Consider the following 24,067-nt stretch of genomic DNA (forward strand, 5'->3'; position numbering starts at 1 on the left):
ATTAAGAATACTCTTAAAAATTGCGTGGTTTTTCACCGCGCAATTTTCCAGGTTTTACCTGAAAAACCAACAAAATGACCACGACTTATTTTTTTTACAGAATATTGACATCCTCTTAGCCCTTACAAAATCAGGATTTCGAGAAACCAACGGTTCGGCAACCTGAAATTAACACCAAAATCAAGCCTTGTACTCAAACGAATCCAGACTAAAATACTCACCATGTAGTAGCCATTTATTAAAAAATATCTATATCTAGTATTTATCCACAGAGTTAGTCACAGAGGCATTTCTGTGAATAAACAGGGGATATTTTTTATTTTCACCAACAGGTAAATCCCAACATGAACCAGAGCTTGCTCGTTACCAAACGCGATGGCAGTAAAGAAAAGATCAATTTGGATAAAATCCACCGCGTCATTACCTGGGCCGCAGAAGGTTTACACAATGTCTCCGTTTCTCAGGTCGAACTGCGTTCACATATTCAGTTTTATGACAGCATCAAAACCTCTGATATCCATGAAACCATCATTAAGGCCGCAGCCGATCTGATCTCGCGCGAAAGCCCGGATTATCAATATCTGGCTGCGCGTCTGGCTATCTTCCATCTGCGTAAGAAAGCCTACGGCCAGTTTGAGCCGCCTGCTCTGCTGACGCACGTCACCAAGATGGTAGAACTGGGTAAGTACGACAAACACCTGCTGGAAGACTACAGCCCGGAAGAATTCGCCCAGATGGACGCTTTCATCGATCACTGGCGTGACATGAATTTCTCCTATGCGGCGGTAAAACAGCTGGAAGGGAAATACCTGGTACAAAACCGCGTCACCGGTGATATCTACGAAAGCGCCCAGTTCCTGTACATTCTGGTCGCCGCCTGCCTGTTCTCCGGCTACCCACGTGAGACGCGTCTGGATTACGTTAAACGTTTTTATGACGCGATCTCTACGTTCAAAATTTCTCTGCCGACGCCAATCATGGCGGGCGTGCGTACGCCAACGCGTCAGTTCAGCTCTTGCGTGCTGATCGAATGCGGCGACAGTCTGGATTCCATCAACGCGACCTCCAGCGCGATCGTAAAATACGTTTCCCAGCGTGCCGGTATCGGTATCAACGCGGGCCGCATCCGTGCGCTCGGCAGCCCAATTCGCGGCGGTGAAGCCTTCCACACCGGCTGTATTCCTTTCTATAAACACTTCCAGACGGCGGTGAAATCCTGCTCTCAGGGCGGCGTACGCGGCGGGGCTGCCACGCTGTTCTATCCGCTGTGGCATCTGGAAGTGGAAAGTCTGCTGGTGCTGAAAAACAACCGTGGCGTAGAAGGCAACCGCGTTCGTCACCTCGACTACGGCGTGCAGTTGAACAAACTGATGTATCAACGTCTGGTAAAAGGTGAAGACATCACGCTGTTCAGCCCGTCTGACGTACCCGGACTGTACGATGCCTTCTTCGCCGATCAGGATGAATTCGAGCGCCTGTATGTGCAATATGAGAAGGATGACAGCATCCGCAAACAGCGCATCAAAGCGGTCGAACTGTTCTCTCTGATGATGCAGGAACGTGCTTCTACGGGCCGTATCTATATTCAGAACGTTGACCACTGCAACACGCACAGCCCGTTCGATCCGCAAATTGCGCCCGTTCGCCAGTCCAACCTGTGTCTGGAAATCGCACTGCCGACCAAGCCGCTAAACGACGTGAATGATGAAAACGGTGAAATCGCGCTGTGTACGCTGTCGGCTTTCAACCTCGGCGCCATCAACAGCTTAGACGATCTGGAAGATCTGGCGACGCTGGCCGTGCGCGCACTGGATGCCCTGCTGGATTATCAGGATTACCCGATTACCGCGGCAGAGCGTGGTGCGATGGGTCGCCGCACGCTGGGTATTGGCGTGATCAACTTCGCGTACTATCTGGCGAAAAATGGCGTGCGTTACTCCGACGGCAGCGCCAACGGCCTGACACACAAAACGTTTGAAGCGATTCAGTACTATCTGTTGAAGGCGTCGAATGTGCTGGCACGCGAACAAGGTGCTTGCCCGTGGTTCAATGAAACCACCTATTCACAGGGTATTCTGCCTATCGATACCTATAAGCGCGATCTGGATGCGATCTGTAACGAACCGCTGCATCTCGACTGGGAAACGCTGCGTAACGACATCAAAGCGTACGGTCTGCGTAACTCCACGCTGTCCGCGCTGATGCCGTCTGAGACGTCATCTCAGATATCCAACGCCACCAACGGTATTGAACCACCGCGCGGCCATATCAGCGTCAAAGCGTCCAAAGACGGCATTCTGCGCCAGGTTGTGCCAGAGTACGAAACGCTGAAAGATGCTTACGAACTGCTGTGGGATATGCCAAATAACGACGGCTATCTGCAACTGGTGGGTCTGATGCAGAAGTTTGTCGATCAGGCGATCTCCTCCAACACCAATTACGATCCGTCACGTTTCCCATCAGGTCGAGTACCGATGAAACAACTGCTGAAAGATCTGGTCACGGCCTACAAATTCGGTGTTAAAACGCTGTATTACCAAAACACCCGTGACGGCGCTGAAGACGTACAAGACGACCTGTTAGCAGAACCACAGGACGACGGCTGCGAAGGCGGCGCGTGTAAGATTTAAGCCAATAATGAAAGGCTGCCGATGCAGCCTTTCATCTTTTATAGCAGGCGTCGCTGCCCGCCCCCTTATGGGCCTTCACAAGCGGCGTTAAAAAATGCTCACGGCATTTTTTTTGGAGAGACTCATGGCCTATAGCACTTTTTCACAGAACAAGAATGACCAGTTGCTCGAACCGATGTTCTTCGGTCAGTCAGTTAACGTCGCGCGTTTCGATCAGCAAAAGTATGAAATTTTCGAAAAGCTGATCGAAAAGCAGCTGTCCTTCTTCTGGCGTCCAGAAGAAGTCGACGTGTCCCGCGATCGCATCGACTATCAGGCGCTGCCCGATCATGAAAAGCATATCTTCATCAGCAACCTGAAATACCAAACGCTGCTGGATTCCATTCAGGGTCGTAGCCCAAACGTGGCACTGCTGCCGCTGATCTCTATTCCTGAGCTGGAAACCTGGGTGGAAACCTGGGCGTTCTCGGAAACCATTCACTCACGTTCCTACACGCACATCATTCGTAATATCGTGAACGATCCGTCGCTGGTGTTTGACGATATCGTAACGAACGAAGAGATTCTGAAACGTGCCAAGGATATCTCCGGTTACTACGACTCGCTGATTGAGATGACCAGCTACTATCATCTGCTGGGTGAAGGGACACATCAGGTTAATGGCAAGACCGTGACCGTGAATCTACATACGCTGAAAAAGCAGCTGTATATCTGTCTGATGAGCGTGAACGCGCTGGAAGCGATTCGCTTCTACGTCAGCTTCGCCTGTTCCTTCGCTTTTGCAGAACGCGAACTGATGGAAGGCAACGCCAAAATCATCAAGCTGATTGCCCGTGATGAAGCGCTGCACCTGACCGGCACGCAGCACATGCTGAACCTGATGCGTTCCGGCCATGACGACCCAGAAATGGCGCAAATTGCCGAAGAGTGTCAGCAGGAGTGTTATGACCTGTTTGTGCTTGCTGCTCAGCAAGAAAAAGAGTGGGCTGAATACCTGTTCCGCGATGGCTCAATGATTGGTCTGAACAAGGATATTCTGTGCCAGTACGTGGAATACATCACCAATATCCGCATGCAGGCGGTTGGGCTACCGCTGCCGTTCCAGACGCGCACCAACCCCATCCCGTGGATCAACGCCTGGCTGGTGTCAGATAACGTACAGGTCGCGCCACAGGAAGTTGAAGTCAGTTCCTATCTGGTCGGTCAGATCGATTCAGAAATCAGCGACGACGATCTGAGCGATTTCCAACTGTAATCGATGAGCAATCCAACGATCACGCTGCGCACATCCGGTGCGCAGTTTTCCTGTTCAGACGACGGCCCTTCCCTGTTGGATGTGCTGGAATCTAACCGCGTCAGCATTGAGTATCAGTGCCGCTCCGGCTATTGCGGTTCCTGTCGACTGCGTCTGGTAAAAGGCAGAGTCGCGTATCGCCAAACCCCGCTGGCCTGCATCCAACAGGATGAAATCCTCCCCTGCTGCTGTATGCCGCAGGGCGACATCGAACTCGATATTTAGCCCCGTTCTTCCCCATAGGCTAATCTCCCTATCGCTCCCGCTGGCGGGCGTATTTCCTGCCCGCTTTCATACTCAAGTGAGTTACACTATCCGCTGACATCGTCTTTTGACTGAAATAAAACAACCTGGAGGTTTTAAAACATGCTCACCGTCATTCCTATTTTGATTTTTGTTGCGCTCATCATCGTCTGGTCAGGCATCAAAGTCGTACCTCAGGGATATCAATGGACTGTGGAACGGTTTGGTCGCTATACCAAAACGCTGATGCCGGGGCTGAATCTGGTCGTGCCATTTATGGATCGCATCGGCCGCAAAATTAATATGATGGAACAGGTGCTGGATATTCCCTCTCAGGAAATTATCTCTCGCGATAATGCCAATGTAGCCATTGATGCCGTCTGCTTTATTCAGGTAATTGATCCGGCACGGGCCGCCTATGAAGTTAGCAATCTGGAACAGGCTATCGTAAACCTCACCATGACCAACTTCCGTACGGTGCTGGGTTCCATGGAACTGGATGAAATGCTGTCTCAGCGCGATAGCATTAACACCCGCCTGCTGCACATTGTTGATGAAGCCACTAACCCGTGGGGCATTAAAATCACGCGTATTGAGATCCGTGACGTACGCCCGCCAGCAGAACTGATTGCTGCGATGAACGCGCAGATGAAAGCGGAACGTAACAAACGCGCCGATATTCTGGAAGCCGAAGGGGTACGTCAGGCCGCTATCTTAAAAGCCGAAGGGGAAAAGCAGTCACAGATCCTGAAAGCAGAAGGCTTGCGTCAGTCCGCGTTCCTGGAAGCAGAAGCGCGTGAACGTGCGGCAGAAGCGGAAGCACAGGCGACCAAAATGGTGTCCGAGGCCATCGCAGCAGGTAACATTCAGGCAATTAACTACTTTGTTGCACAGAAATATACTGATGCGTTGCAGCAGATTGGTTCTTCTAATAACAGCAAAGTGATCATGATGCCGCTGGAAGCCAGCAACCTGATGGGGGCCATCGGTGGGATTACGGAGCTGATTAAAGACAGCAAAGATAGCCGAGGTCAATAATGGGCATTGAACTGGTGATGGAAAATGCGCACTGGTTCTGGCTGTCGCTCGGCGGTCTGCTGTTAGCCGCCGAAATGCTGGGCGCCAGTGGCTATTTACTGTGGAGCGGCTTATCGGCGGTATTGGTTGGGCTACTAACGTGGGTCATGCCGATGGGTTGGCCATTACAAGGCACAATTTTCGCCATCCTGACGATCGTCACGGCACTGCTCTGGTGGTATTGGCTGCGCAAACGAACGCTGTCACGCCCGCAATCGACACTCAACCAGCGCGGGCAGCAGTTGATTGGCCTGCGCGCTACGCTGACCGATCCAGTTATCAACGGTTTCGGCCGGGTAAACATCGGTGACAGCAGTTGGCGCGTGAAATCAGAACAGGATCTGCCCGTCGGTACGCATGTTGAAGTGATTGCCATTGATGGTATCACGCTGCATGTGCGACCGGTTGAGCGCTAACATAACGCATTATTGGGGGAGCCTGTCTCCCCTTTATCACTCTTTTCTCTTTTGACAACAGCCCGCCAGATTATTGATTATCGGACAGTCTGCTCCCCCATCTCCCGGACACTGTTCTGCCAGCGCCAGCAAATGTTCACGCATCGTTTTCAGCTCTTCGATATGCATCTCGATTTCCTGCACTTTCTGCAAGGTTCGCGCTTTGACATCCGCACTTCGCCGTAGCGGATCGTTAAATAACGTCACCAGCTCTCGGCATTCATCCAGATTAAAACCGACCTGACGCGCCTGACGCAGCAGCGTCAGCTCTTCGACGTGATGATCATCGTAGCTGCGGTAACCATTTTCAGAACGCAGCGGCGTAGTCAGAAGTTCTTTCTCTTCATAGAAGCGAATGGTTTTACTGCTAAGACCGGTTTTTTTCGCAACATCACTGATATTCATGATTTCCCCCTTGACCCTCCCCTTGCTAGAAGGTTTACCTTACCCAATAACTAGTAGAAATCAGATGGCCGGTCAATGTCTTTCGCCACCGGCTGTGATCACGGGAGAAAAATTACTATGTCACAAACTGTCTTGTTGTCATTGCAGGGACTGACCTGCGGACACTGTGTCCAACGCGTTAAAAAAGCATTGGATGCGCTGCCTGCAGTCGAACAAACCGACGTCACCCAACAGTACGCCAGCGTCAGCGGCGACATTGATTCGCAGACGTTGATCGACATCATTGAGCAGGCTGGCTACGAAGCACAGCTTGCTACTACACCAGATGTGTCTCTCCAGCTTTCCGGCCTGAGTTGCAACCACTGTGTCGCCGCGACACGTAAAGTGCTGGAAGCCCTTCCCGGCGTTGTGGCGACGGATGTCACCACAGAGCAAGCAACCGTGTATGGCAACGTTGAGGCCTCGACACTAATTAGTGCCATTGAAGAAGCCGGCTATCACGCCAGCGTGCAGGAGAACGTTCACCCAAAAACTGAGCCGCTGGCACAGGTAGCGACGACGCCGGAAGCGCTGCCAGCGGCCGAGAGTACTCTTCCGGCAACGACAATACACGCCACCCGCGATGACGACAGCGTGCAGCTCCTGCTTCAGGGCATGAGCTGCGCCAGCTGCGTAAACCGTGTACAGACAGCGCTGCAAAACGTCAGTGGCGTCACGCAGGCGCGCGTCAATCTGGCCGAACGCAGCGCGCTGGTCAGCGGTCATGCCGAGCCGGAAGCGCTGATTGCTGCCGTTGAGCAAGCAGGCTATGGCGCGGAAATTATTCAGGACGAAGAAGAACGCCGCGTGCGCCAGCAGCAAACGGCTCAGCAGGCTATTCGCCGTTTCCAATGGCAGGCCGCACTGGGATTACTGCTCGGTGTACCGCTGATGCTGTGGGGCGTGCTGGGCGGCAGCATGAGTCTGACGCCAGAAAGCCAAACGCCGTGGCTGGTCATTGGTATTTTGACGCTGGCGGTGATGGTGTTCGCTGGAAGCCATTTTTACCGTAACGCCTGGCGCAGCCTGAAAAATGGCACGGCAACCATGGATACGCTGGTCGCGCTGGGAACGGGTGCCGCCTGGCTTTACTCTATTACCGTTAACCTGTGGCCGGATCTTTTCCCGATAGCAGCGCGTCACCTTTACTATGAAGCCAGCGCCATGATCATCGGTTTAATCAACCTCGGTCATGCGCTGGAACAACGCGCTCGTCAGCGATCTTCTCGTGCGCTGGAACGACTGCTGGATTTGACGCCGCCCACTGCCCGCGTCGTGACGCCGGAAGGTGAGAAATCCATTCCGCTGTCCGACGTGCAGTCCGGCATGACGCTGCGCCTGACAACCGGCGATCGTATTCCTGTCGACGGTGAGATTTTGCAAGGTGAAGTGTGGGTAGATGAAGCCATGCTGACCGGGGAACCGATCCCGCAATCCAAAACGTCCGGTGATACGGTTCACGCCGGCACGCTGGTTTCCGACGGCAGCGTGCTCTTCCGGGCAGACGCGATCGGCAACCAAACTACCCTATCGCGAATCATCCGACTGGTCAGGCAGGCGCAAAGCAGCAAACCCGCTATCGGCCAGCTAGCGGATCGTATTTCTGCCGTGTTTGTTCCCGTCGTTGTGGCCATCGCGCTTCTCAGCGGCGCGATCTGGTTCTTCGTGGGGCCACAGCCGCAGATGGTCTACACGCTCATTATCGTCACGACCGTCCTGATTATTGCCTGCCCCTGTGCGCTAGGGCTGGCAACGCCGATGTCGATTATTTCCGGCGTCGGGCGGGCAGCAGAGTTTGGCGTGCTGGTGCGTGATGCCGATGCCTTGCAGCAGGCCAGCAAGCTGGATGTGCTGGTGTTTGACAAAACAGGCACGCTAACCGAAGGGCAGCCGCGCGTTGTAGAGGTTCATACCTTCGGTGACGTGACAGAAGCACAGGCGCTGGCCTGGGCGGCTTCGCTGGAGCAAGGCTCAAATCACCCACTGGCAAAAGCGATTCTGGAACGAGCAGATAATTTGACGCTCACGCAAGCCGAGCAGTTCCGTACGCTGCGCGGCCTCGGCATCAGCGGCAAGATTGGCGACGCCGACCTGCTGCTGGGGAATCCGGCGCTGCTCAAACAGCATCAGGTCGATATCACCGAAGGTGAAGCGCTGATCAATGAACAGGCTCAGCGTGGCATCACGCCCGTGTTGCTTGCAGCGGATGGTCACATCATTGCGGTGTTTTCTATCCACGATCCGCTGCGAACGGATAGCGTCAGCGCCTTGCAGCGTCTCCACCAGCAGGGCTATCAGTTAGTCATGCTAACGGGGGACAACCCGCTCACGGCGAAGAGCATCGCGAAAGACGCGGGTATCGATCAGGTGATCGCTGGCGTGCTGCCAGACGGCAAAGCAGAGGCTATCAAAAAACTACAGGCTCAAGGCAAACGCGTGGCGATGATTGGCGACGGCATCAACGATGCGCCAGCATTGGCGCAGGCCGATGTCGGTATTGCGATGGGCGGCGGCAGCGATATTGCGATTGAAACCGCCGCCATCACGCTGATGCGCCACAGCCTGCATGGTGTTGCCGATGCGCTGGCGCTCTCCAATGCCACGCTACGCAATATGAAGCAAAACCTGCTGGGCGCGTTTATCTATAACTCGCTGGGGATTCCCATTGCTGCGGGCGTACTCTACCCGCTGACTGGTACGCTACTCAGCCCGGTGGTAGCCGGTGCCGCTATGGCGCTCTCCTCCATCACGGTGGTCAGCAACGCCAACCGCCTGCTGCGTTTTAAACCTAAACGTCAGTAATGCAAACGCGGCACGTCTCAACAACGTGCCGCGTTTTCCTTTGCCGAACACCGTCACGATATTTATCGCCTGTAGCCAGACCAATTCAGCCGCGCTCATTCCAACTCATGGCGTGCAGCTTCTGCCAAAAAATGGCTGCGATCGCGATAAGTACCCGGCTGCTCCCGCACGCGATTATCAATACGCTGTACCAACGTATCGGGAAGAGAAATGTTCAATCGCTGTGGTTTTCCCTCAAAAGCTGATAGATCGACATCCAGCACGAACCAACTATCGTAGTCTGCAAAATCTGGCATCGCCGCATAGATGAGGTGTCCAGCGTCATTAAGTCGTCTAATGTCCAGATTTCCGCGGCTCACGGCTTCATCAATAAGGGTTAAAATCGCTTCCCGCGCCATGCGTGCAATCTCTTGCTGGCTGTCCGCCGCAGAGAAGCAGCCGTAATCATCAGTACACAATGCCGGAACGATCAGCCCATATGCCGTAGCATCATCTTTTGGCGTTTCTACACCGACTGAAAAAAACATATTGCCTCCGAAAAGGCGGGGATCAGATCCCCGCCATTTTTTTGATGGATTTGACAGTTCCAAGTGGTAAATCCTTTTTTGGATGCGGCACTGGAAACGTTTTTCCAGTAATAGGTGACCACCATATTTGGTGACTCCCGCCGTTATGCCGTTTGCACTCACAACCCGCCGCTGCCAGCTCCTTTATCAGGTCGGTTGATTTCATGTATCCTCCTAACCTGATTTTATTATACACACCAATACACACTCATCAATATTTTACGCATAGGGAGAATCGGTAGGAAGTGAGTAGCCAAACACGTAGGCTTCCGTGCCCTTAGGATTGGTATACCTTGTATTGTTCCGCGTCTAGCGTTTAGCATAGTTATTCCACATCAGGAGACGGAATCAATGGGGCAACTGCTGCGTAGAATCGCGACTTTTCTTGGCTTTATCTCACCGCTGGCTTATGCCTACCCGGCGATAGACGTTCAGCTTGCCAATGAACGGCAGCTGCATCTGGTCGGCAGCATTCATATGGGTAGCAAAGATATGGCACCGCTGCCCGATACGCTGCTGCAACAGCTCCGGCAGGCAACCGCACTTATCGTCGAAGCCGATATATCCGATTCACATTCCCCCTTCGGACACAGTGACGCCGAGCCGCCGCTCATGCAGCGCCTCAGCACGGAAAACTACCACCAACTGCAAAAAATTTGTGAGTCGCTCTCTTTCGATGAGAGCAATATCAGTACGCTGCCGGCCTGGCAGGCCGCACTGATGCTGCAAGCGAGACAAGCGCAGTTGCTGGGCTTACGTCCCGACTATGGCATCGATTATCAGTTGATTAACGCCGCGAAATCTCACGGTATTCAGGTTATCGAGCTGGAAGGTCAGCAGACGCAGGTTGATTTATTACAACAACTGCCGCAGGGCGGCCTGCTGTTGCTAGAGGATACGATTAAACACTGGCGCACCAACGCGCATTTGCTACAAACGATGGTCGGTTGGTGGCTAGACAGCAGGCCCGGCAAATATACGCCGGATATCCCCGCGACGTTCAGCAATGAAATGACCGACCTGCTGATGGGTCAGCGTAACCGCCGCTGGCAACAGCAGCTTCAGGCGTTGCCGCCCGGCAATTACGTTGTGGCCGTAGGCGCATTGCATCTGTATGGCGATGAGAATTTACCCACGCTGCTCAAAAACGGTCATACCGCAATTCCATGAAAAAACACGTTATGGCGCGTAGCCGCGTCCGCAAGATAAAGCCCGCTCCAGGGTTAAGGATAGTGAAATCATGACACCCGCAGTCAATCTGCTCGAAAAGAACAAGGTCGCCTTTACGCTACACAGCTACCACCATGACAGCGACGAAACCAATTTTGGCGAAGAAGCGGCCAGAAAGCTGGGGCTGAATAAAGAACAGGTATATAAAACGCTGCTCGTTTCTCTGAATGGTGATGCCAAAAATCTCGCTGTGGCCGTCACGCCAGTCGCCGGCATGCTGGATCTCAAGAAAGTCGCTCGCGCGCTGTCGGCCAAAAAAGCGGATATGGCCGATCCAGTCATCGCTCAGCGCGTAACAGGTTATCTGGTGGGTGGAATCAGCCCGCTGGGGCAAAAGAAACTGCTGCCGACCGTGATTGATGAACCGGCTCGCCAGTTCGGTACTATTTTCATTTCCGGTGGTAAACGTGGATTGGATATTGAGCTGTCAGCCGACGATCTGGCACGCCTGCTGCGCGCCACTTTTGCCGATATCGCCAAGCATGATTAATGCCTGCCATTAAACGAACATAACCAGCCAGGCGATGTAGCATCAAAGCGAAGCAGATAGCAGAGGACTCCACGGCCAGTGTGTCCCCTGCTACCGCTTCATAATCGATTACTGATCGACTTTCGCCCCTTTATCCAACTGCATCACCGGGCCTTCTTTCACATTCAGCGTCAGGCCTTTGGTTTGCAGTTCCGCATTCCTTACGCGAATCCCTTTATCCGCATCAATACGCACGTTATCAAAGTGGAAACCACTGAGCGGCGCTTCTGGTACACCGATAATGTATGCGGCAGCCTTAGTCTTACCGGTCGACTCCAGATTCTCGATCGTCACATTGCTGAAATGCGGCGTCTTGTACTGATCAAACGGCTGCTCTGGATCGGTATCCGGCGGGTAAATTTGCTCACCCATTGTGAAACCACCTTCGGCCAGCATCTTGTCTACTTCCGCCTGCACAATCGGCGCAGCTTTGTAGTAAGCGGCAAAGACCAGCGGGATTTCAACATCCACCATTTTGGTATTACGGTAAGTGATGTTTTTCACTTCACCGCCTTTACCGCGCAGGGTTTTAATACGAATACCGTACATGGAACCTTCGAACTGGTTATTTTCGACCAGCACGTTATTCACACCACCGGAGGTTTCGCTGCCGATAGAGATGCCGCGCCCCTGTTTCAGGATGTTGTTGGCGATATAGATGTTATCCACGACGCCATTCGGGAAGCGGCTATCCGGCTTCTCGGCTTTTATCGCGATGTGGTCGTCATTACAGTCGATATAGTTGTTGGTGATACGGATATTCTGGCTGTCGATCGGGTCGATAGCATCGGTGTTTGGCGCATGCCACGGCGACAGAATCCGAGTACCGTTCACATCCACATCATGCGAGTAACGCATCACAACGTGGAAACTCGGGGAGTGCGTGAGCGTGACGCCGTCCACCAGCACGTTACTAGAGCTTTTGATATAAATCAGACGTGGGCGATCGGTACCGCCTTTCTTACCGGTTGCACGAATATTCTCGCGCCAGCGTTCCCACCAGACAGCACCTTGTCCATCAATCGTGCCCTGCCCAGTGATAGCCACATTCTGTGCATCGGCAATACTGATAAAGGGGAGCCAGCCATTTTCCGCTTCAGCGTACTTGGTTTTTTCCGTCGCGCGATACGCCGCTTCTTCGGTCGACGCCACGATGGTCGCATCTTTTGCCAGATCCAGTCTGATGTTACTTTTCAGGAACAGCGGATCGACCAGATAGTTACCGCGAGGAACGTGTACCGTTCCGCCGCCGGCCGCAGCACAATCATCAATGGCTTTCTGAAAAGCCAGGGTATTCAGTGCGATTTGTAGGCGGTGGCCTTCGGCCCCGTATTGCGTTACGTCACAGGTTTTATCGGGAAATTTCACTGAACTGGCCGCTTGTGCGGTACCCGCTTGAATACCCAACGTGATGCAGGAAGCCATTAATGACAGGGCAAGACCACTACGCATACTTAACCTCACTAAAAAATGAAATATCGTTTTAATAAAATACCATTCCTATTCCATTAAAAAGCGAGAGGCGATCACGTTTTAGATGTATTCGTAATAATTACAATAAGGTAGAAGTTTTTTGGTGCAATTGCCCTATTCGCACCAAGAGAATTGACGTATGACAGAAGCCGACCTTGTCAGGCAGTGCATCACATAAACCATGCAAGGGAGACAGAAGAAAGTAGGACCGAGAGTAATCGTGCTGGCCTGAGCGACCAGCACAGAGAAGATAAATGGCGTTATGCCGTCAGGCGAGCGAAAGCGTCACGGATTTCCTGTTCAGGTAAATCCACACCGATAAACACCAGCACGCTCTTTCTTTCTTCATCAGGCTGCCATTCTCTGTCCCAGTCAGCGCTATACAAGCGCTGAACGCCCTGAAACAGCAGGCGACGGTCATCACCGTTGATGGCCAGAATACCTTTATAACGCAGCAGATTATCGGAGAATTGCAGCAGCAGGTTTTCCATCACATCGGAAACAGACTGAAGCTCAACCGCCTTATCGAGATACACAACAATCGATTGCACGTTATTTTGCGTGGGAGCAACAAAGCGAAATACGGGTGTTTTCACGTCCAGCTTGTCGCTGAGGACAAAACCGTCGATGTTAAACAGCACGCTCAGATCGATATCGCCATGTACCACAGAGTAGATCGGTGCACGCGCATTGATGCGCTGAAGACGCGGTAGCAGCGTTTCGTCTTCGGCTGCCACGTCGGTTTTGGTTAGCAGTATGCGGTCGGCATAGCCAATCTGCGACTGGGCGATAGTGAACTGATCGAGCTGTTGCTGCGCATGTACGGCATCCACCAGCGTAATAATCCCGTCCAGCACAAAGCGTTCACAGATAACGTCATGCGAGAAGAAGGTCTGCGCCACCGGCCCTGGATCGGCCATACCGGTGCATTCAATGATGACGTGATCAAAATCCAACGTACCGTTATCCACGCCATCGACCAGATCGAGCAGCGCATCGGCCAGTTCATTAGACTGCGTGCAACAGATGCAGCCGTTGCTCAGCGTCGTAATCTGGCTCGCCCGTTCGCCGATTAACGTATTATCAATCGGCACTTCGCCGAATTCGTTTTCAATCACGGCAATCTTGTAGCCGTGCTCAGCATTCAGAATATGCCGTAATAAGGTCGTTTTTCCTGCACCGAGAAACCCGGTCAGAATGGTGACATACACGGGTTTAGTCACATCAGATGATAAAGGTTGAGTCATAACAGGTCCCAAGTCGTTAACAGCAGCGCATCCCGCCTTTGCCGTCTCCACCGTAACGCGCCTGCTGGCGTTCGCGGAAGAATTCTTCGTACGTCATCGCAGGTTTATCGGGGTGATTAGTCTGCATATGCTGCACATAGGTATCATAATCTGGCATACCGACCAGCATACGCGCCGCCTGGCCCAAATATTTTCCTGCTTTTCCCAGATTGCCAAACATCATTACCTCCAGACCATCGCCTGCAAGAGCGGCTAGATAAAAAATACCCTGTATAACGTTATACATTATACAGGGTATCTGTACCCGTCATCTTTCACGTTCAGCCTTGCTAGCTGTCTCGCAAAATCTGACGGGCGCGAATCACTTAGTGGCCGGAAGAGACTTTCACGCCACCTTCAGGAACCGGAACATACGGGGTTTCCTGATCGGTACGCTCAGCCACTTTACGTGCAGCCAGTGCCGCTTTAATACCGTACGCAATAATGCTGTACACCACGATCAGGAACAGAATGCTCAGACCAGCGTTGGTATAGTTGTTGGTCACGATATGGTTCATGTTTGAAATCTGCTGCGCGCTCAGATCGGCACCACCTTCCGCAATTTTGCCCTTGAACATGTTCGCCATGTAGAAGAAGCCTTCCAACTGAGGATTGTCGCTGAACAGTTTCAGACCCAGCGCCCAGGTAGTACAAATCAACAGCCAAATCGCCGGAACCAGCGTTACCCAGATGTACTGCGTACGTTTCATCTTAATCAGGATAACCGTACCCAGCACCAGCGCCACCGCAGCCAGCATCTGGTTAGAGATACCGAACAACGGCCACAGGCTCTTCACGCCGCCCAGCGGATCGACCACGCCTTGGTACAGCAGGTAGCCCCACAGACCGACGCAGCCGGCCGTACCGATCATACCGGCAATCAGAGAGTCGGTTTTCTTCAGGAACGGAACGAAGTTACCCAACAGATCTTGCAGCATGAAGCGGCCTGCACGCGTACCCGCATCCAGTGCTGTCAGAATGAACAGCGCTTCAAACAGAATACCGAAGTGATACCAGAAGCCCATGTTGGCACCAGGAATGATCTGGTGGAACACGTGTGCGATACCGACAGCCAGCGTAGGTGCACCACCTGCACGGTTCAGAACGGAAGGTTCACCGATGTCTTTCGCCGTTTGCAGAATCTGCTCAGGAGAAATCACGAAACCCCAGGAGCTAACGGTCGCCGCCGCGTGTGCGGATACGTCCTGCAGCTGTGCCAGAATCATCGGTGCATCTGCTGTGCCCAGACGGTGCAGATCCGGCATCGTAATACCCAACGCCGCCGGCGGGGTATTCATTGCGAAGTACAGACCCGGTTCGATGATAGACGCAGCAACCAGCGCCATCACTGCCACGAAAGACTCCATCAGCATGGCACCGTAACCGATGAAACGCGCATCGTTTTCGTTCGCCATCAATTTCGGCGTAGTACCGGAAGCAATCAGCGCGTGGAAACCAGATACGGCACCACAGGCGATAGTAATAAACAGGAACGGGAACAGCGTACCTTTCCAGACCGGGCCTGTACCATCCACAAACTGCGTTACCGCTGGCATTTTCAGGTCAGGATTCAGAATGACGATACCAATCGCCAGACCGACGATGACACCAATTTTCAGGAAGGTCGCCAGATAGTCACGTGGTGCCAGAATCAACCATACCGGCAGCAGTGCGGACACGAAGGCATAGCCAATCAGCGTGTAGGTGATGGTCGTATCTTTGAAAGTCAGCGCAGGGCCCCAGTACGGGTCATGTGCCACTACACCACCAAACCAGATTGCCAGCACCAGCAGCACGATCCCGATCACCGAGATTTCACCGACTTTACCCGGACGGATAAAGCGCATGTAAACGCCCATAAACAGCGCGATCGGCACCGTAGAACACACAGTAAAGACGCCCCACGGACTTTCTGCCAGTGCTTTCACCACGATCAGCGCCAGCACGGCAAGAATAATGATCATGATAAGGAAGCAGCCGAACAGCGCAATCGTACCCGGTACCGGGCCTAATTCCTTCTTAACGATTTCGCCTAACGACGCGCCGTTACGACGGGTCGAAATAAACAGAACCATGAAGTCCTGCACGGCCCCCGCCAACACCACGCCGCCCAGCAGCCATAAGGTGCCTGGCAAGTAGCCGACCTGCGCGGCCAGCACCGGCCCAACCAGCGGACCCGCCCCTGCGATAGCGGCAAAGTGGTGCCCGAACAGGACGTTACGGTTCGTCGGCACATAGTTAAGGCCGTCGTTATTCACAACGGCGGGGGTTGCTCTGGTCGGATCTAACTGCATGACTTTTTGTGCGATATACAGGCTGTAGTATCGATAAGCCACGAGGTAAACGGCGACAGAAGCAACAATAATCCATAATGCACTGATATGCTCACCGCGGCGTAGTGCGACTACGCCAAGGCAGGCAGCCCCGATGATTCCAAGAATCATCCAGGGGATGTGTTTAAGAATGGAACTGCTCTTCATAAGACATCCTTCAATTAAAAATCACAATCGTTTGATTTTGTTAGCTTTAGAAAAATAAACCCTGGTAATGCGTCGTGCGATAACGCGGGTTATCGCGTATTTCAGATAAAGGAAAATAGTGGCGACACATTACGCCATCGCGTACGCGCGTGGGGTAGGTATTTGGGTAGGCGGCAGAATAGCGAGCTAAGCGGTTAGAATGACGCAGTAAGTGGCTGGGGATAAATTGGGCGGTATAAAACGAAAAGGCCGCGACATTCGCGGCCAGTAGAGTGTTGAATGTGGTGAACGATTACGGAACCTGATACGCCAGCTTGTAATTACCTGCCGTCGCGGTACGGAATGTCACGCTGTCAGTACGCCAGCGGATTTCCACTTCCGCAGGTGACTGCGCTTTCCAGCTGGACGCATCGTTGACGTTCAGCACCAGTCGATCAATGGTCGCCACATCGGTAACCGGATCGGTGATATCAAGTGCGAATGCAAACGCGAGTGAGTCCGGCACGCCATTATTGGATGCAAACAGCTGCGCCCACTGTGCCGCTGTAATACCACCGAGCTCGGCTGGCGTCATGCCGTCCGCAATCAGTGCTTCTGCACCTGTGGTATCGGCTGACAGCGTACCGACATCCACCCACGCCCCGTTCCGCAAGACATGCCAGTTAATCAGATCCCGCGTCACAGCGACACGCACCTTGCCATTGCCCGTCTGCGTTGCGGTTAATGTTGCGGCATTGATTTTTGCCCATGAGTCTACAGAGGCAGATAATAGAGACTTATGAATCAGAATCTGTGCATGAGGAGTAAATGAAATTTTTACATTTGTTGCTACTGGAGATACAACATTTATCTGCTGCAGCGACAACAATTGTGACTCAGATATTTCTCCTGAATGTGAAAAACTATTGTTATAAAAATCCTCAACACTGCCTGGTGCCACAACAGAAGAGAGAACACCTTTAGAAACTGAATACCAATCGGCTCCAGAATTTATCATGAGTTTGTTAAATGGGAATAATTGTAACTCCCTCACAGCCACATATCCATTGCTCGCACTCGAGAATGATGCCTCAATTAACAATCTATACGATGAATATTCATTGGAAATACCATCGATTACGAAATTTCTGACAGCACCAGCCGAATTATTTACATCATTAACAACAGAGTGAACAGTTTCCCACGTTTCCCCGTCATCCTGACTCCCCTGTAATTTCCATGTTGTAGGGCTATTAATGAGGCCAGCCGCACGATTCGTCAGAGAATACCCCGATAAGGCTAATGCGTTTGGCATATCTATTCTCACCCACTGCGGCTTTTCCGCAGTAGGGATAGCTCCGATCGCCCCAACCCACGCATCATAACCCGTTCCAGACACTATACGTCGGTCAAACGCTAAATACGCATTATATTGAGAATTGTATATTGACGATGCAGAAGCTCTATATCCTATGGGTAATATATCTGATGTCATTGCTGGCACGATGGATTCACTCACGCCAGAAATTGACAACGCTCGCGGCTTACTAGGAATGGACAGAGAGTAAAAATCCCCTTGGACAGATGCAGAATATATTCCACCTGTATATAATTTTAATTGTTCATCAAAAATAACCTCGCTGGTCACAGCATAATTAGCCTCACTCGACGCGTTAAAATCATCAACAACGTAAGTTTGATTCGCCGCACCAGCTTCTTCTTTCAACGCGTACGCCGCGAGATTAAACGTGCTTTGTGGGCTAATGCTGAACGCGTGATTTTGCCCTGCCGTTGCGCCCTGACGCTCGGCAACGATATAACCCGAACCGCCGCTGCCGGAACCACCAGCAGCACTGATGATGGTTTTCTCATTCACCGGATTATAGCTCAGCGTCACACCCGCCCCAGCTTCCAGCGAGGAATGGATAAGCTGCTTCGTTTTTTGCGTGTAGTCGGTAATATCCGATGTAGTGTGAGTGTGATCTGCGGCCGCAACCCCCATTTGCGCTGGCGTCAGTGAGATATCACCGCTGCCCAGCAGCGACTGACCGAAGAGCGTGCGGATAGTGGTGCCAGAAATTAATGCATCCTGCTTCGCATTCCAGACTGCCTTTTCATCCGGCGAAGCAAATTTTCTGGTGGCGGTTTCAGTGATCTGATCGGCGGTATAATCACCCGCTTGTGCAGTGACAACGCCAGTCCGTCCGAATACAGAAGCAACGCCCGAAACACCAGGCTCCTGACCGCCGCCATTGTCTGAATGGCAGCACGTATGGGGATGAACCGTACAGGTTGATTTTCCTGTACTGTCACAAACATTAATTTCAATATTGATATCTTTCATAGTATTGATGACTCCATTAATAAAACGAATAAGGAGTATCTCTTATTTTCACAGTGCATTATTTCAATGCACTTTACTAATCCATCTTTTCCTTTTATATAAAATCCAGAATGAAAAAAGGCCGCAAATATGCGGCCATCCAAACGATATAATCTGAAAAATAATTACGGAATCTGATACGCCAGCTTGTAATTGCCTGCCGTTACGGTACGGAATGTCACGCTGTCCGTGCGCCAGCGGATTTCCACTTCCGCAGGAGATTGCACCTTCCAACTGGATGCATCGTTGACGTTCAATACCAGTCGGTCAATGGTCGCCACATCGGTGACCGGATCGGTGATATCGAGTGCGAACGCAAATGCGAGTGAGTCCGGCACGCCATTATTGGATGCAAACAGCTGTGCCCACTGTGCCGCCGTAATACCGCCGAGCTCGGCTGGCGTCATACCGTCCGCAATCAGTGCTTCTGCGCCTGTGGTATCGGCTGACAGCGCACCCACATCAACCCACCCCCCGTTCCGCAAGACATGCCAGTTCACTAAGTCCCGCGTCACAGCGACACGTACTTTGCCGTTGCCCGTCTGCGTTGCGGTTAGTGTTACGGCATTGATTTTTGACCACACGGCAGACGTCAGTGATTTTTGAATAGCAATTTGTGTATAAGGTGTATAACGAGTTTTCACTTTAATCGGCTGTTCTGAAACAATTTTTACCGATTTAGAAAAAAGAGTGATTCCTGTATTAATCTCCCCCGAATTTAATATACCGTACTGATTAATTTTCTCAGCACTCAGCTCACCGCTAATCTCGGTAAGGTTCCCTTCAGTTACACCATAGTATTTCCCATCCACATAGAAAACAAATTTACTACCAGGTGGGAACAATTTAAACTCAGCAATAGTTAAAAATGGTTTACCCCCATTTTTTTTCGTAATCAGAAGTCGATATTTTGAATAACTGGCAACACCATCTATATTAAAATTCCTGACGGCTCCGGCTTCGTTATTCGTATCATCTGTGACTTGATGCAAATCAATCCAGACAGTTCCATCATCACTACCCTGTAATATCCATGAATTGGGCCCTCCTAATTGATTCTGAGAACGGTTTGTAATCTGATATCGACTGATAGCAGTTTTATTAGGTAACTCTATTTGTAACCAATGAGGTTTAGAGGTAACCGGTTGCCATGATTCATCGGTACTCCAACAATCCGGCAATCTACCCATATTATTTGAGCCATCAAATGCAACCCATGGTGCATATGTTGAATTCGATATAGCAAAATTGGATGCGCTGGCTATATAACCTAAAGGCGCTATATTTGATGTCATTTTCGGGATAACGGTATCAGAATCAGCAATCTGAGATATATTTATATCCTTTCCATCCGTTTTTATTTCAGCAGAGTAAAAACTTCCATCCAGTGTTAATTGATAAATTGAACCGGAATAAAGGCTGGCTATACCATCAAAAATAACCGCATTGGTCGCATTGTAATTCGGCTCACTCGATGCATTGAAATCATCAACAACGTAAGTCTGATTTGCTGCCCCCGCTTCTTCTTTCAGCGCATACGCCGCGAGATTAAATGTATTTTTTGGACTAATGCTAAATGCGTGGTTTTGCCCTGCCGTTGATCCCTGACGCTCGGCAACGATATAGCCATAACCGCCGCTGCCGGAACCTCCAGCAGCACTGATGATGGTTTTCTCATTCACCGGATTATAACTCAGCGTGACGCCAGCCCCCGCTTCCAGCGAGGAATGGATAAGCTGCTTCGTTTTTTGCGTGTAGTCGGTGATGTCCGCTGTGGTGTGCGTGTGATCTGCGGCCGCAACGCCCATTTGCGCTGGCGTCAGTGAGATATCACCGCTGCTCAGCAGCGACTGGCCAAAGAGCGTACGGATAGTGGTGCCAGAAATTAATGCATCCTGCTTTGCATTCCAGATTGCTTTTTCATCCGGTGAGGCAAATTTTCTGGTGGCGGTTTCGGTGATCTGATCGGCGGTATAGTCGCCAGATTGTGCGGTTACGACACCGGTACGTCCGAATACGGAGGTAACACCAGAAACTCCGGGTTCCTGACCGCCACCACTATCTGAATGGCAGCAAGAGTGAGGATTAAGCTGAATAGGAGGATTAACAGTACATGTTGATTTACCCGTACTGTCACAGACATTAATTTCAATATTTACGCTTTGCATTATGCTGATGACTCCGTTGGTGAGGGTGCATCAGGAGTATCGTTTATTTGACCTGCGTATTATTTTAAAGCGATTTACTAACTCACTGTTCATTTATCTATAAAATCCAGAATGAAAAAAGGCCGCAAATATACGGCCATACAAACGATATAATCTGAAAGATAATTACGGAATCTGATACGCCAGTTTGTAATTACCTGCCGTCGCGGTGCGGAATGTCACGCTGTCAGTACGCCAGCGGATTTCCACTTCCGCAGGCGACTGCACTTTCCAGCTTGAGGCGTCGTTGACGTTCAGCACCAGTTGATCAATGGTCGCTACGTCGGTGACTGGATCAGTGATATCAAGCGCAAATGCAAACGCGAGAGAATCCGGCACGCCATTATTGGATGCAAACATCTGTGCCCACTGTGCTGCCGTAATACCGCTGAGCTCGGCTGGCGTCATACCGTCCGCAATCAGTGCTTCTGCGCCTGCGGTATCGGCTGAAAGCGTACCCACATCAACCCACGCCCCGTTCCGTAAAACATACCAGTTCACTAAATCCCGTGTCACAGCGACACGCACCTTGCCGTTGCCCGTCTGCGTTGCGGTTAGTGTTGCGGCATTGATTTTTGACCATGAGACAGCAGCAGATAATAATGAATGAGGAATGATGATTTGCGACTTAGGCGTATAAATCGTTCGGATATTACTCTGCGCACCTGATACAACTTTTATCGGCAACAGCGACGATAATATTGATTCAGACATCACTCCCGAATTAGAAAAACCAAGATCTTCGATATCAATTGCAGACATGGGAGTTTGTACACTGCTTAAGATTCCATTTGCAGAGGTATAATAGTCATCGTGTGAACTGATTAAGATATTACTTTTCGGTTCAAATAGTTTTAGCGCTTGAATAGTAACAAAATTCCCATTACTAACAGCCGTTACATATACTCTATAATATCGGTATGTTACTGGTTTTGTCAGTGTGATTCGTTTCTCCATGTTTGGAGAAAACGTTTCATCCTTTCGACTGTCAATATCAACCCATGTAACACCATCAGCTGATCCTTGGAAAATCCAAGCCGTCGGATTACCACCAAGGTTAGTCGCATCTCTGTGCGTTATAGAGTAATCAGCAATCGTTTTTTCAACATCAAACGCAACAGATAGCCACTGCGGAGCGGATCTCAATGAAGACCACCGAGATATATCCCCAGTATAATTATTATCGAACGCCTTCCACCCCATAAATGCAGCATTGTAAGAGCTTGATTGCGAAATTATCTGACCAGACGGTGCAATATTTGACGACATCGCTGGAACGACAGATCCATCCAGCGTGTAACTCTGTAGCACCAGCGACTTTCCGTCCGCCATTACCTCTGATGAATAAAACTCACCATCACTATTTAACTGATAAATTCCTCCACGATATAAATTTACAGTCCCATCAAAAATAATATCATCTGTTGCATCATAATTATCTTTACTGGATGCATTGAAATCATCAACAACGTAAGTCTGATTCACTGCCCCAGCTTCTTCTTTCAGCGCATACGCTGCGAGATTAAATGTATTTTGTGGACTAATGCTGAATGCGTGGTTTTCCCCTGCCGTTGCGCCCTGACGATCGGCAACGATATAACCCGAACCGCCGCTGCCGGAACCCCCAGCAGCACTGATGATGGTTTTCTCATTCACCGGATTATAACTCAGCGTCACACCCGCCCCAGCTTCCAGCGAGGAATGGATAAGCTGCTTCGTTTTTTGCGTATAGTCGGTAATTTCCGCTGTGGTGTGAGTATGCCCAACCGCCGCGACACCCATCTGCGCTGGCGTAGGTGAAACATCACCGCTGCCCAGCAGCGATTGGCCAAAGACAGTGCGGATAGTGGTACCGGAAATTAACTCATCCTGCTTTGCATTCCAGACCGCTTTTTCATCCGGCGAGGCAAATTTTCTGGTGGCAGTTTCAGTAACCTGATCGGCCGTATAGTCGCCTGATTGTGCAGTGACAACGCCAGTCCGTCCGAATACGGAGGCAACACCGGAAACACTAGGTTGCAGTTCGCACTGATTATCCGTATCCACCTGGCAACAGGTGTGAGGATTGATCTGAATTGGGGGATTAACAGCACACGTTGATTTTTCTGCGCGACCACAGACATTGATTTCAATATTTACGCTTTTCATAGTACCGACTACTCCGTTAGTGAGGGTGCATCAGGAGTATCGCGTATTTGGCGGGTCTGTTATTTTAAAGCGCTTTACTAAACATAAGATTATTTAATCAATTAAATCAGCAAATTAGATTTAATCCCTTTTGGGAATTAAAGGTTTAACTGCGGCATGATTATCTCAGGATAACCCCAAAAAAATGGCGGTTTATGTCATCAATGAAGAGACAAAAACCGCCATTATTAATTACTTATAAACAATCTCACCTTTCGGCGCGTAGGCTTCCGCATCCAGCGGGGAGTGCTTCTCAGTTATCATCCCGTATAGAGACATAACAATTTCTGTAGAACTGTAGCACGCACACCGCTTCTGTAGCTAAATCCGAGACACGTCGATCAAACAATGCACCAAAGAAAAAACTTACCGAAGCGAGCGTGAAATGAAAACTATTACCCACCGGATACCAGATATTAGGGATTAACCTGTGCAGCTAATATATGAGGTGTCAGGATTGTATCTTTATCATAAATTTTAGCTCTTATTAATGCGGCAGCTTGAAGAGCATTCTGCACTGAAGTATCGCTGATTACAGCTGGCGGAGGTAAAACCAAGTTTAATGAAGGTGAGTCTATTCCTATCTTTAATACTTCTATCTGTCCTCTGAGATAACCTTGCTTGGCTGCAATAGCGACTGCAAATAGATTTCCAATATCCAAATCAGTTTCTGCGGTAGTTATATCTACAATAATCCTTACTCCAACCCCAACCCTAACAGGCACTCCCACTTTAGGGTCTCCCATTACATCATCACGAAACTTCCCATAATCCAAAGTAATTTTATAATTACCTGTGCTTT

Annotated in this window: 19 protein-coding genes; 8 read left to right on the plus strand and 11 right to left on the minus strand. The window is 50.7% G+C overall.

Annotation, left to right across the window (positions count from 1 at the left end):
- Positions 1-344 precede the first annotated feature (344 nt).
- The 5 genes from nrdA to Q3A88_RS06070 all read left to right on the plus strand — a co-directional run bounded on the left by nrdA (position 345) and on the right by Q3A88_RS06070 (position 5,660).
- Positions 345-2,630 carry a class 1a ribonucleoside-diphosphate reductase subunit alpha gene (gene nrdA, locus Q3A88_RS06050; RefSeq protein ID WP_317177587.1) on the plus strand — a complete coding sequence of 762 codons (2,286 nt, stop codon included), beginning with the start codon at positions 345-347 and terminating at the stop codon, positions 2,628-2,630.
- Positions 2,631-2,754: 124 nt separating this feature from the next.
- Positions 2,755-3,885, plus strand: coding sequence for a class Ia ribonucleoside-diphosphate reductase subunit beta (gene nrdB, locus Q3A88_RS06055; RefSeq protein WP_010284080.1), 1,131 nt, complete (start codon positions 2,755-2,757; stop codon positions 3,883-3,885).
- 3 nt (positions 3,886-3,888) lie between these two features.
- Complete coding sequence (gene yfaE / locus Q3A88_RS06060) at positions 3,889-4,149, plus strand: class I ribonucleotide reductase maintenance protein YfaE (protein ID WP_010284079.1); 261 nt, start codon at positions 3,889-3,891, stop codon at positions 4,147-4,149.
- Positions 4,150-4,290: 141 nt separating this feature from the next.
- Positions 4,291-5,205: an SPFH domain-containing protein gene (locus Q3A88_RS06065; protein ID WP_010284078.1), complete on the plus strand. Its 915-nt coding sequence runs from the start codon at positions 4,291-4,293 to the stop codon at positions 5,203-5,205.
- The gene (locus Q3A88_RS06070; protein WP_104213330.1) at positions 5,205-5,660 is read left to right on the plus strand and encodes an NfeD family protein; all 456 of its coding nucleotides are present in this window, start codon (positions 5,205-5,207) and stop codon (positions 5,658-5,660) included. Before Q3A88_RS06065 ends, Q3A88_RS06070 begins: the two co-directional genes overlap by 1 nt.
- A 36-nt stretch (positions 5,661-5,696) precedes the next feature.
- Here the strand turns inward: Q3A88_RS06070 and cueR are convergent, their stop codons facing one another.
- Positions 5,697-6,104 carry a Cu(I)-responsive transcriptional regulator gene (gene cueR / locus Q3A88_RS06075; RefSeq protein WP_010284076.1) on the minus strand — a complete coding sequence of 136 codons (408 nt, stop codon included), beginning with the start codon at positions 6,102-6,104 and terminating at the stop codon, positions 5,697-5,699.
- A 117-nt stretch (positions 6,105-6,221) separates the two neighbouring features.
- Here cueR and copA point away from each other — a divergent pair, with 117 nt between their 5' ends.
- Positions 6,222-8,945, plus strand: a complete 2,724-nt coding sequence (gene copA, locus Q3A88_RS06080; RefSeq protein ID WP_317177588.1) for a copper-exporting P-type ATPase CopA — start codon at positions 6,222-6,224, stop codon at positions 8,943-8,945.
- A 95-nt stretch (positions 8,946-9,040) separates the two neighbouring features.
- Here the strand turns inward: copA and Q3A88_RS06085 are convergent, their stop codons facing one another.
- Together Q3A88_RS06085 and Q3A88_RS06090 are read right to left on the minus strand one after the other, a co-directional pair.
- Positions 9,041-9,472, minus strand: a complete 432-nt coding sequence (locus tag Q3A88_RS06085) for a type II toxin-antitoxin system HicB family antitoxin (protein ID WP_110163680.1) — start codon at positions 9,470-9,472, stop codon at positions 9,041-9,043.
- 22 nt (positions 9,473-9,494) lie between these two features.
- Entirely contained in the window at positions 9,495-9,677 is a 183-nt protein-coding gene (locus Q3A88_RS06090) for a type II toxin-antitoxin system HicA family toxin (RefSeq protein WP_039485998.1), read from the minus strand.
- A gap of 185 nt (positions 9,678-9,862) precedes the next feature.
- Between Q3A88_RS06090 and Q3A88_RS06095 the strand changes: the two genes are divergently transcribed.
- Entirely contained in the window at positions 9,863-10,681 is an 819-nt protein-coding gene (locus tag Q3A88_RS06095; protein ID WP_110163681.1) for a TraB/GumN family protein, read from the plus strand.
- A 70-nt stretch (positions 10,682-10,751) separates the two neighbouring features.
- The gene (gene ybaK, locus Q3A88_RS06100; protein ID WP_005976136.1) at positions 10,752-11,231 is read left to right on the plus strand and encodes a Cys-tRNA(Pro)/Cys-tRNA(Cys) deacylase YbaK; all 480 of its coding nucleotides are present in this window, start codon (positions 10,752-10,754) and stop codon (positions 11,229-11,231) included.
- A gap of 108 nt (positions 11,232-11,339) precedes the next feature.
- Here ybaK and Q3A88_RS06105 read toward each other — a convergent pair whose 3' ends face one another.
- The 8 genes from Q3A88_RS06105 to Q3A88_RS06140 form a co-directional block, all read right to left on the minus strand.
- A complete protein-coding gene (locus Q3A88_RS06105; RefSeq protein ID WP_317177589.1) occupies positions 11,340-12,722 on the minus strand; it encodes a glycoside hydrolase family 28 protein in 1,383 nt (460 codons plus the stop codon).
- A 281-nt stretch (positions 12,723-13,003) separates the two neighbouring features.
- Entirely contained in the window at positions 13,004-13,990 is a 987-nt protein-coding gene (gene yjiA / locus Q3A88_RS06110; RefSeq protein ID WP_039511049.1) for a GTPase, read from the minus strand.
- 16 nt (positions 13,991-14,006) lie between these two features.
- The gene (locus Q3A88_RS06115) at positions 14,007-14,210 is read right to left on the minus strand and encodes a YbdD/YjiX family protein (RefSeq protein WP_005976130.1); all 204 of its coding nucleotides are present in this window, start codon (positions 14,208-14,210) and stop codon (positions 14,007-14,009) included.
- A gap of 145 nt (positions 14,211-14,355) precedes the next feature.
- Positions 14,356-16,509 carry a carbon starvation CstA family protein gene (locus Q3A88_RS06120; protein ID WP_039274650.1) on the minus strand — a complete coding sequence of 718 codons (2,154 nt, stop codon included), beginning with the start codon at positions 16,507-16,509 and terminating at the stop codon, positions 14,356-14,358.
- Between the two features lie 292 nt (positions 16,510-16,801).
- Positions 16,802-18,832: a discoidin domain-containing protein gene (locus tag Q3A88_RS06125; protein ID WP_317177590.1), complete on the minus strand. Its 2,031-nt coding sequence runs from the start codon at positions 18,830-18,832 to the stop codon at positions 16,802-16,804.
- 164 nt (positions 18,833-18,996) lie between these two features.
- On the minus strand, positions 18,997-21,039 hold the full coding sequence (locus Q3A88_RS06130) for a discoidin domain-containing protein (protein WP_317177591.1): 2,043 nt from the start codon (positions 21,037-21,039) through the stop codon (positions 18,997-18,999).
- Positions 21,040-21,204: 165 nt separating this feature from the next.
- A complete protein-coding gene (locus Q3A88_RS06135; protein ID WP_317177592.1) occupies positions 21,205-23,226 on the minus strand; it encodes a discoidin domain-containing protein in 2,022 nt (673 codons plus the stop codon).
- A gap of 455 nt (positions 23,227-23,681) precedes the next feature.
- The gene (locus Q3A88_RS06140; protein WP_039557166.1) at positions 23,682-24,011 is read right to left on the minus strand and encodes a hypothetical protein; all 330 of its coding nucleotides are present in this window, start codon (positions 24,009-24,011) and stop codon (positions 23,682-23,684) included.
- Between the last annotated feature and the right edge of the window lie 56 nt (positions 24,012-24,067).

This window comes from Pectobacterium sp. HCp5_1 (assembly GCF_032905925.1).
Classification (GTDB): Bacteria; Pseudomonadota; Gammaproteobacteria; order Enterobacterales; family Enterobacteriaceae; genus Pectobacterium; species Pectobacterium brasiliense_A.

Coding starts and splice junctions, on each gene's coding strand:
- nrdA (WP_317177587.1), top strand. CDS start 345: ATGAACCAGAGCTTGCTCGTTACCAAACGCGATGGCAGTAAAGAAAAG.
- nrdB (WP_010284080.1), top strand. CDS start 2,755: ATGGCCTATAGCACTTTTTCACAGAACAAGAATGACCAGTTGCTCGAA.
- yfaE (WP_010284079.1), top strand. CDS start 3,889: ATGAGCAATCCAACGATCACGCTGCGCACATCCGGTGCGCAGTTTTCC.
- Q3A88_RS06065 (WP_010284078.1), top strand. CDS start 4,291: ATGCTCACCGTCATTCCTATTTTGATTTTTGTTGCGCTCATCATCGTC.
- Q3A88_RS06070 (WP_104213330.1), top strand. CDS start 5,205: ATGGGCATTGAACTGGTGATGGAAAATGCGCACTGGTTCTGGCTGTCG.
- cueR (WP_010284076.1), bottom strand. CDS start 6,104: ATGAATATCAGTGATGTTGCGAAAAAAACCGGTCTTAGCAGTAAAACC.
- copA (WP_317177588.1), top strand. CDS start 6,222: ATGTCACAAACTGTCTTGTTGTCATTGCAGGGACTGACCTGCGGACAC.
- Q3A88_RS06085 (WP_110163680.1), bottom strand. CDS start 9,472: ATGTTTTTTTCAGTCGGTGTAGAAACGCCAAAAGATGATGCTACGGCA.
- Q3A88_RS06090 (WP_039485998.1), bottom strand. CDS start 9,677: ATGAAATCAACCGACCTGATAAAGGAGCTGGCAGCGGCGGGTTGTGAG.
- Q3A88_RS06095 (WP_110163681.1), top strand. CDS start 9,863: ATGGGGCAACTGCTGCGTAGAATCGCGACTTTTCTTGGCTTTATCTCA.
- ybaK (WP_005976136.1), top strand. CDS start 10,752: ATGACACCCGCAGTCAATCTGCTCGAAAAGAACAAGGTCGCCTTTACG.
- Q3A88_RS06105 (WP_317177589.1), bottom strand. CDS start 12,722: ATGCGTAGTGGTCTTGCCCTGTCATTAATGGCTTCCTGCATCACGTTG.
- yjiA (WP_039511049.1), bottom strand. CDS start 13,990: ATGACTCAACCTTTATCATCTGATGTGACTAAACCCGTGTATGTCACC.
- Q3A88_RS06115 (WP_005976130.1), bottom strand. CDS start 14,210: ATGTTTGGCAATCTGGGAAAAGCAGGAAAATATTTGGGCCAGGCGGCG.
- Q3A88_RS06120 (WP_039274650.1), bottom strand. CDS start 16,509: ATGAAGAGCAGTTCCATTCTTAAACACATCCCCTGGATGATTCTTGGA.
- Q3A88_RS06125 (WP_317177590.1), bottom strand. CDS start 18,832: ATGAAAGATATCAATATTGAAATTAATGTTTGTGACAGTACAGGAAAA.
- Q3A88_RS06130 (WP_317177591.1), bottom strand. CDS start 21,039: ATGCAAAGCGTAAATATTGAAATTAATGTCTGTGACAGTACGGGTAAA.
- Q3A88_RS06135 (WP_317177592.1), bottom strand. CDS start 23,226: ATGAAAAGCGTAAATATTGAAATCAATGTCTGTGGTCGCGCAGAAAAA.
- Q3A88_RS06140 (WP_039557166.1), bottom strand. CDS start 24,011: ATGGGAGACCCTAAAGTGGGAGTGCCTGTTAGGGTTGGGGTTGGAGTA.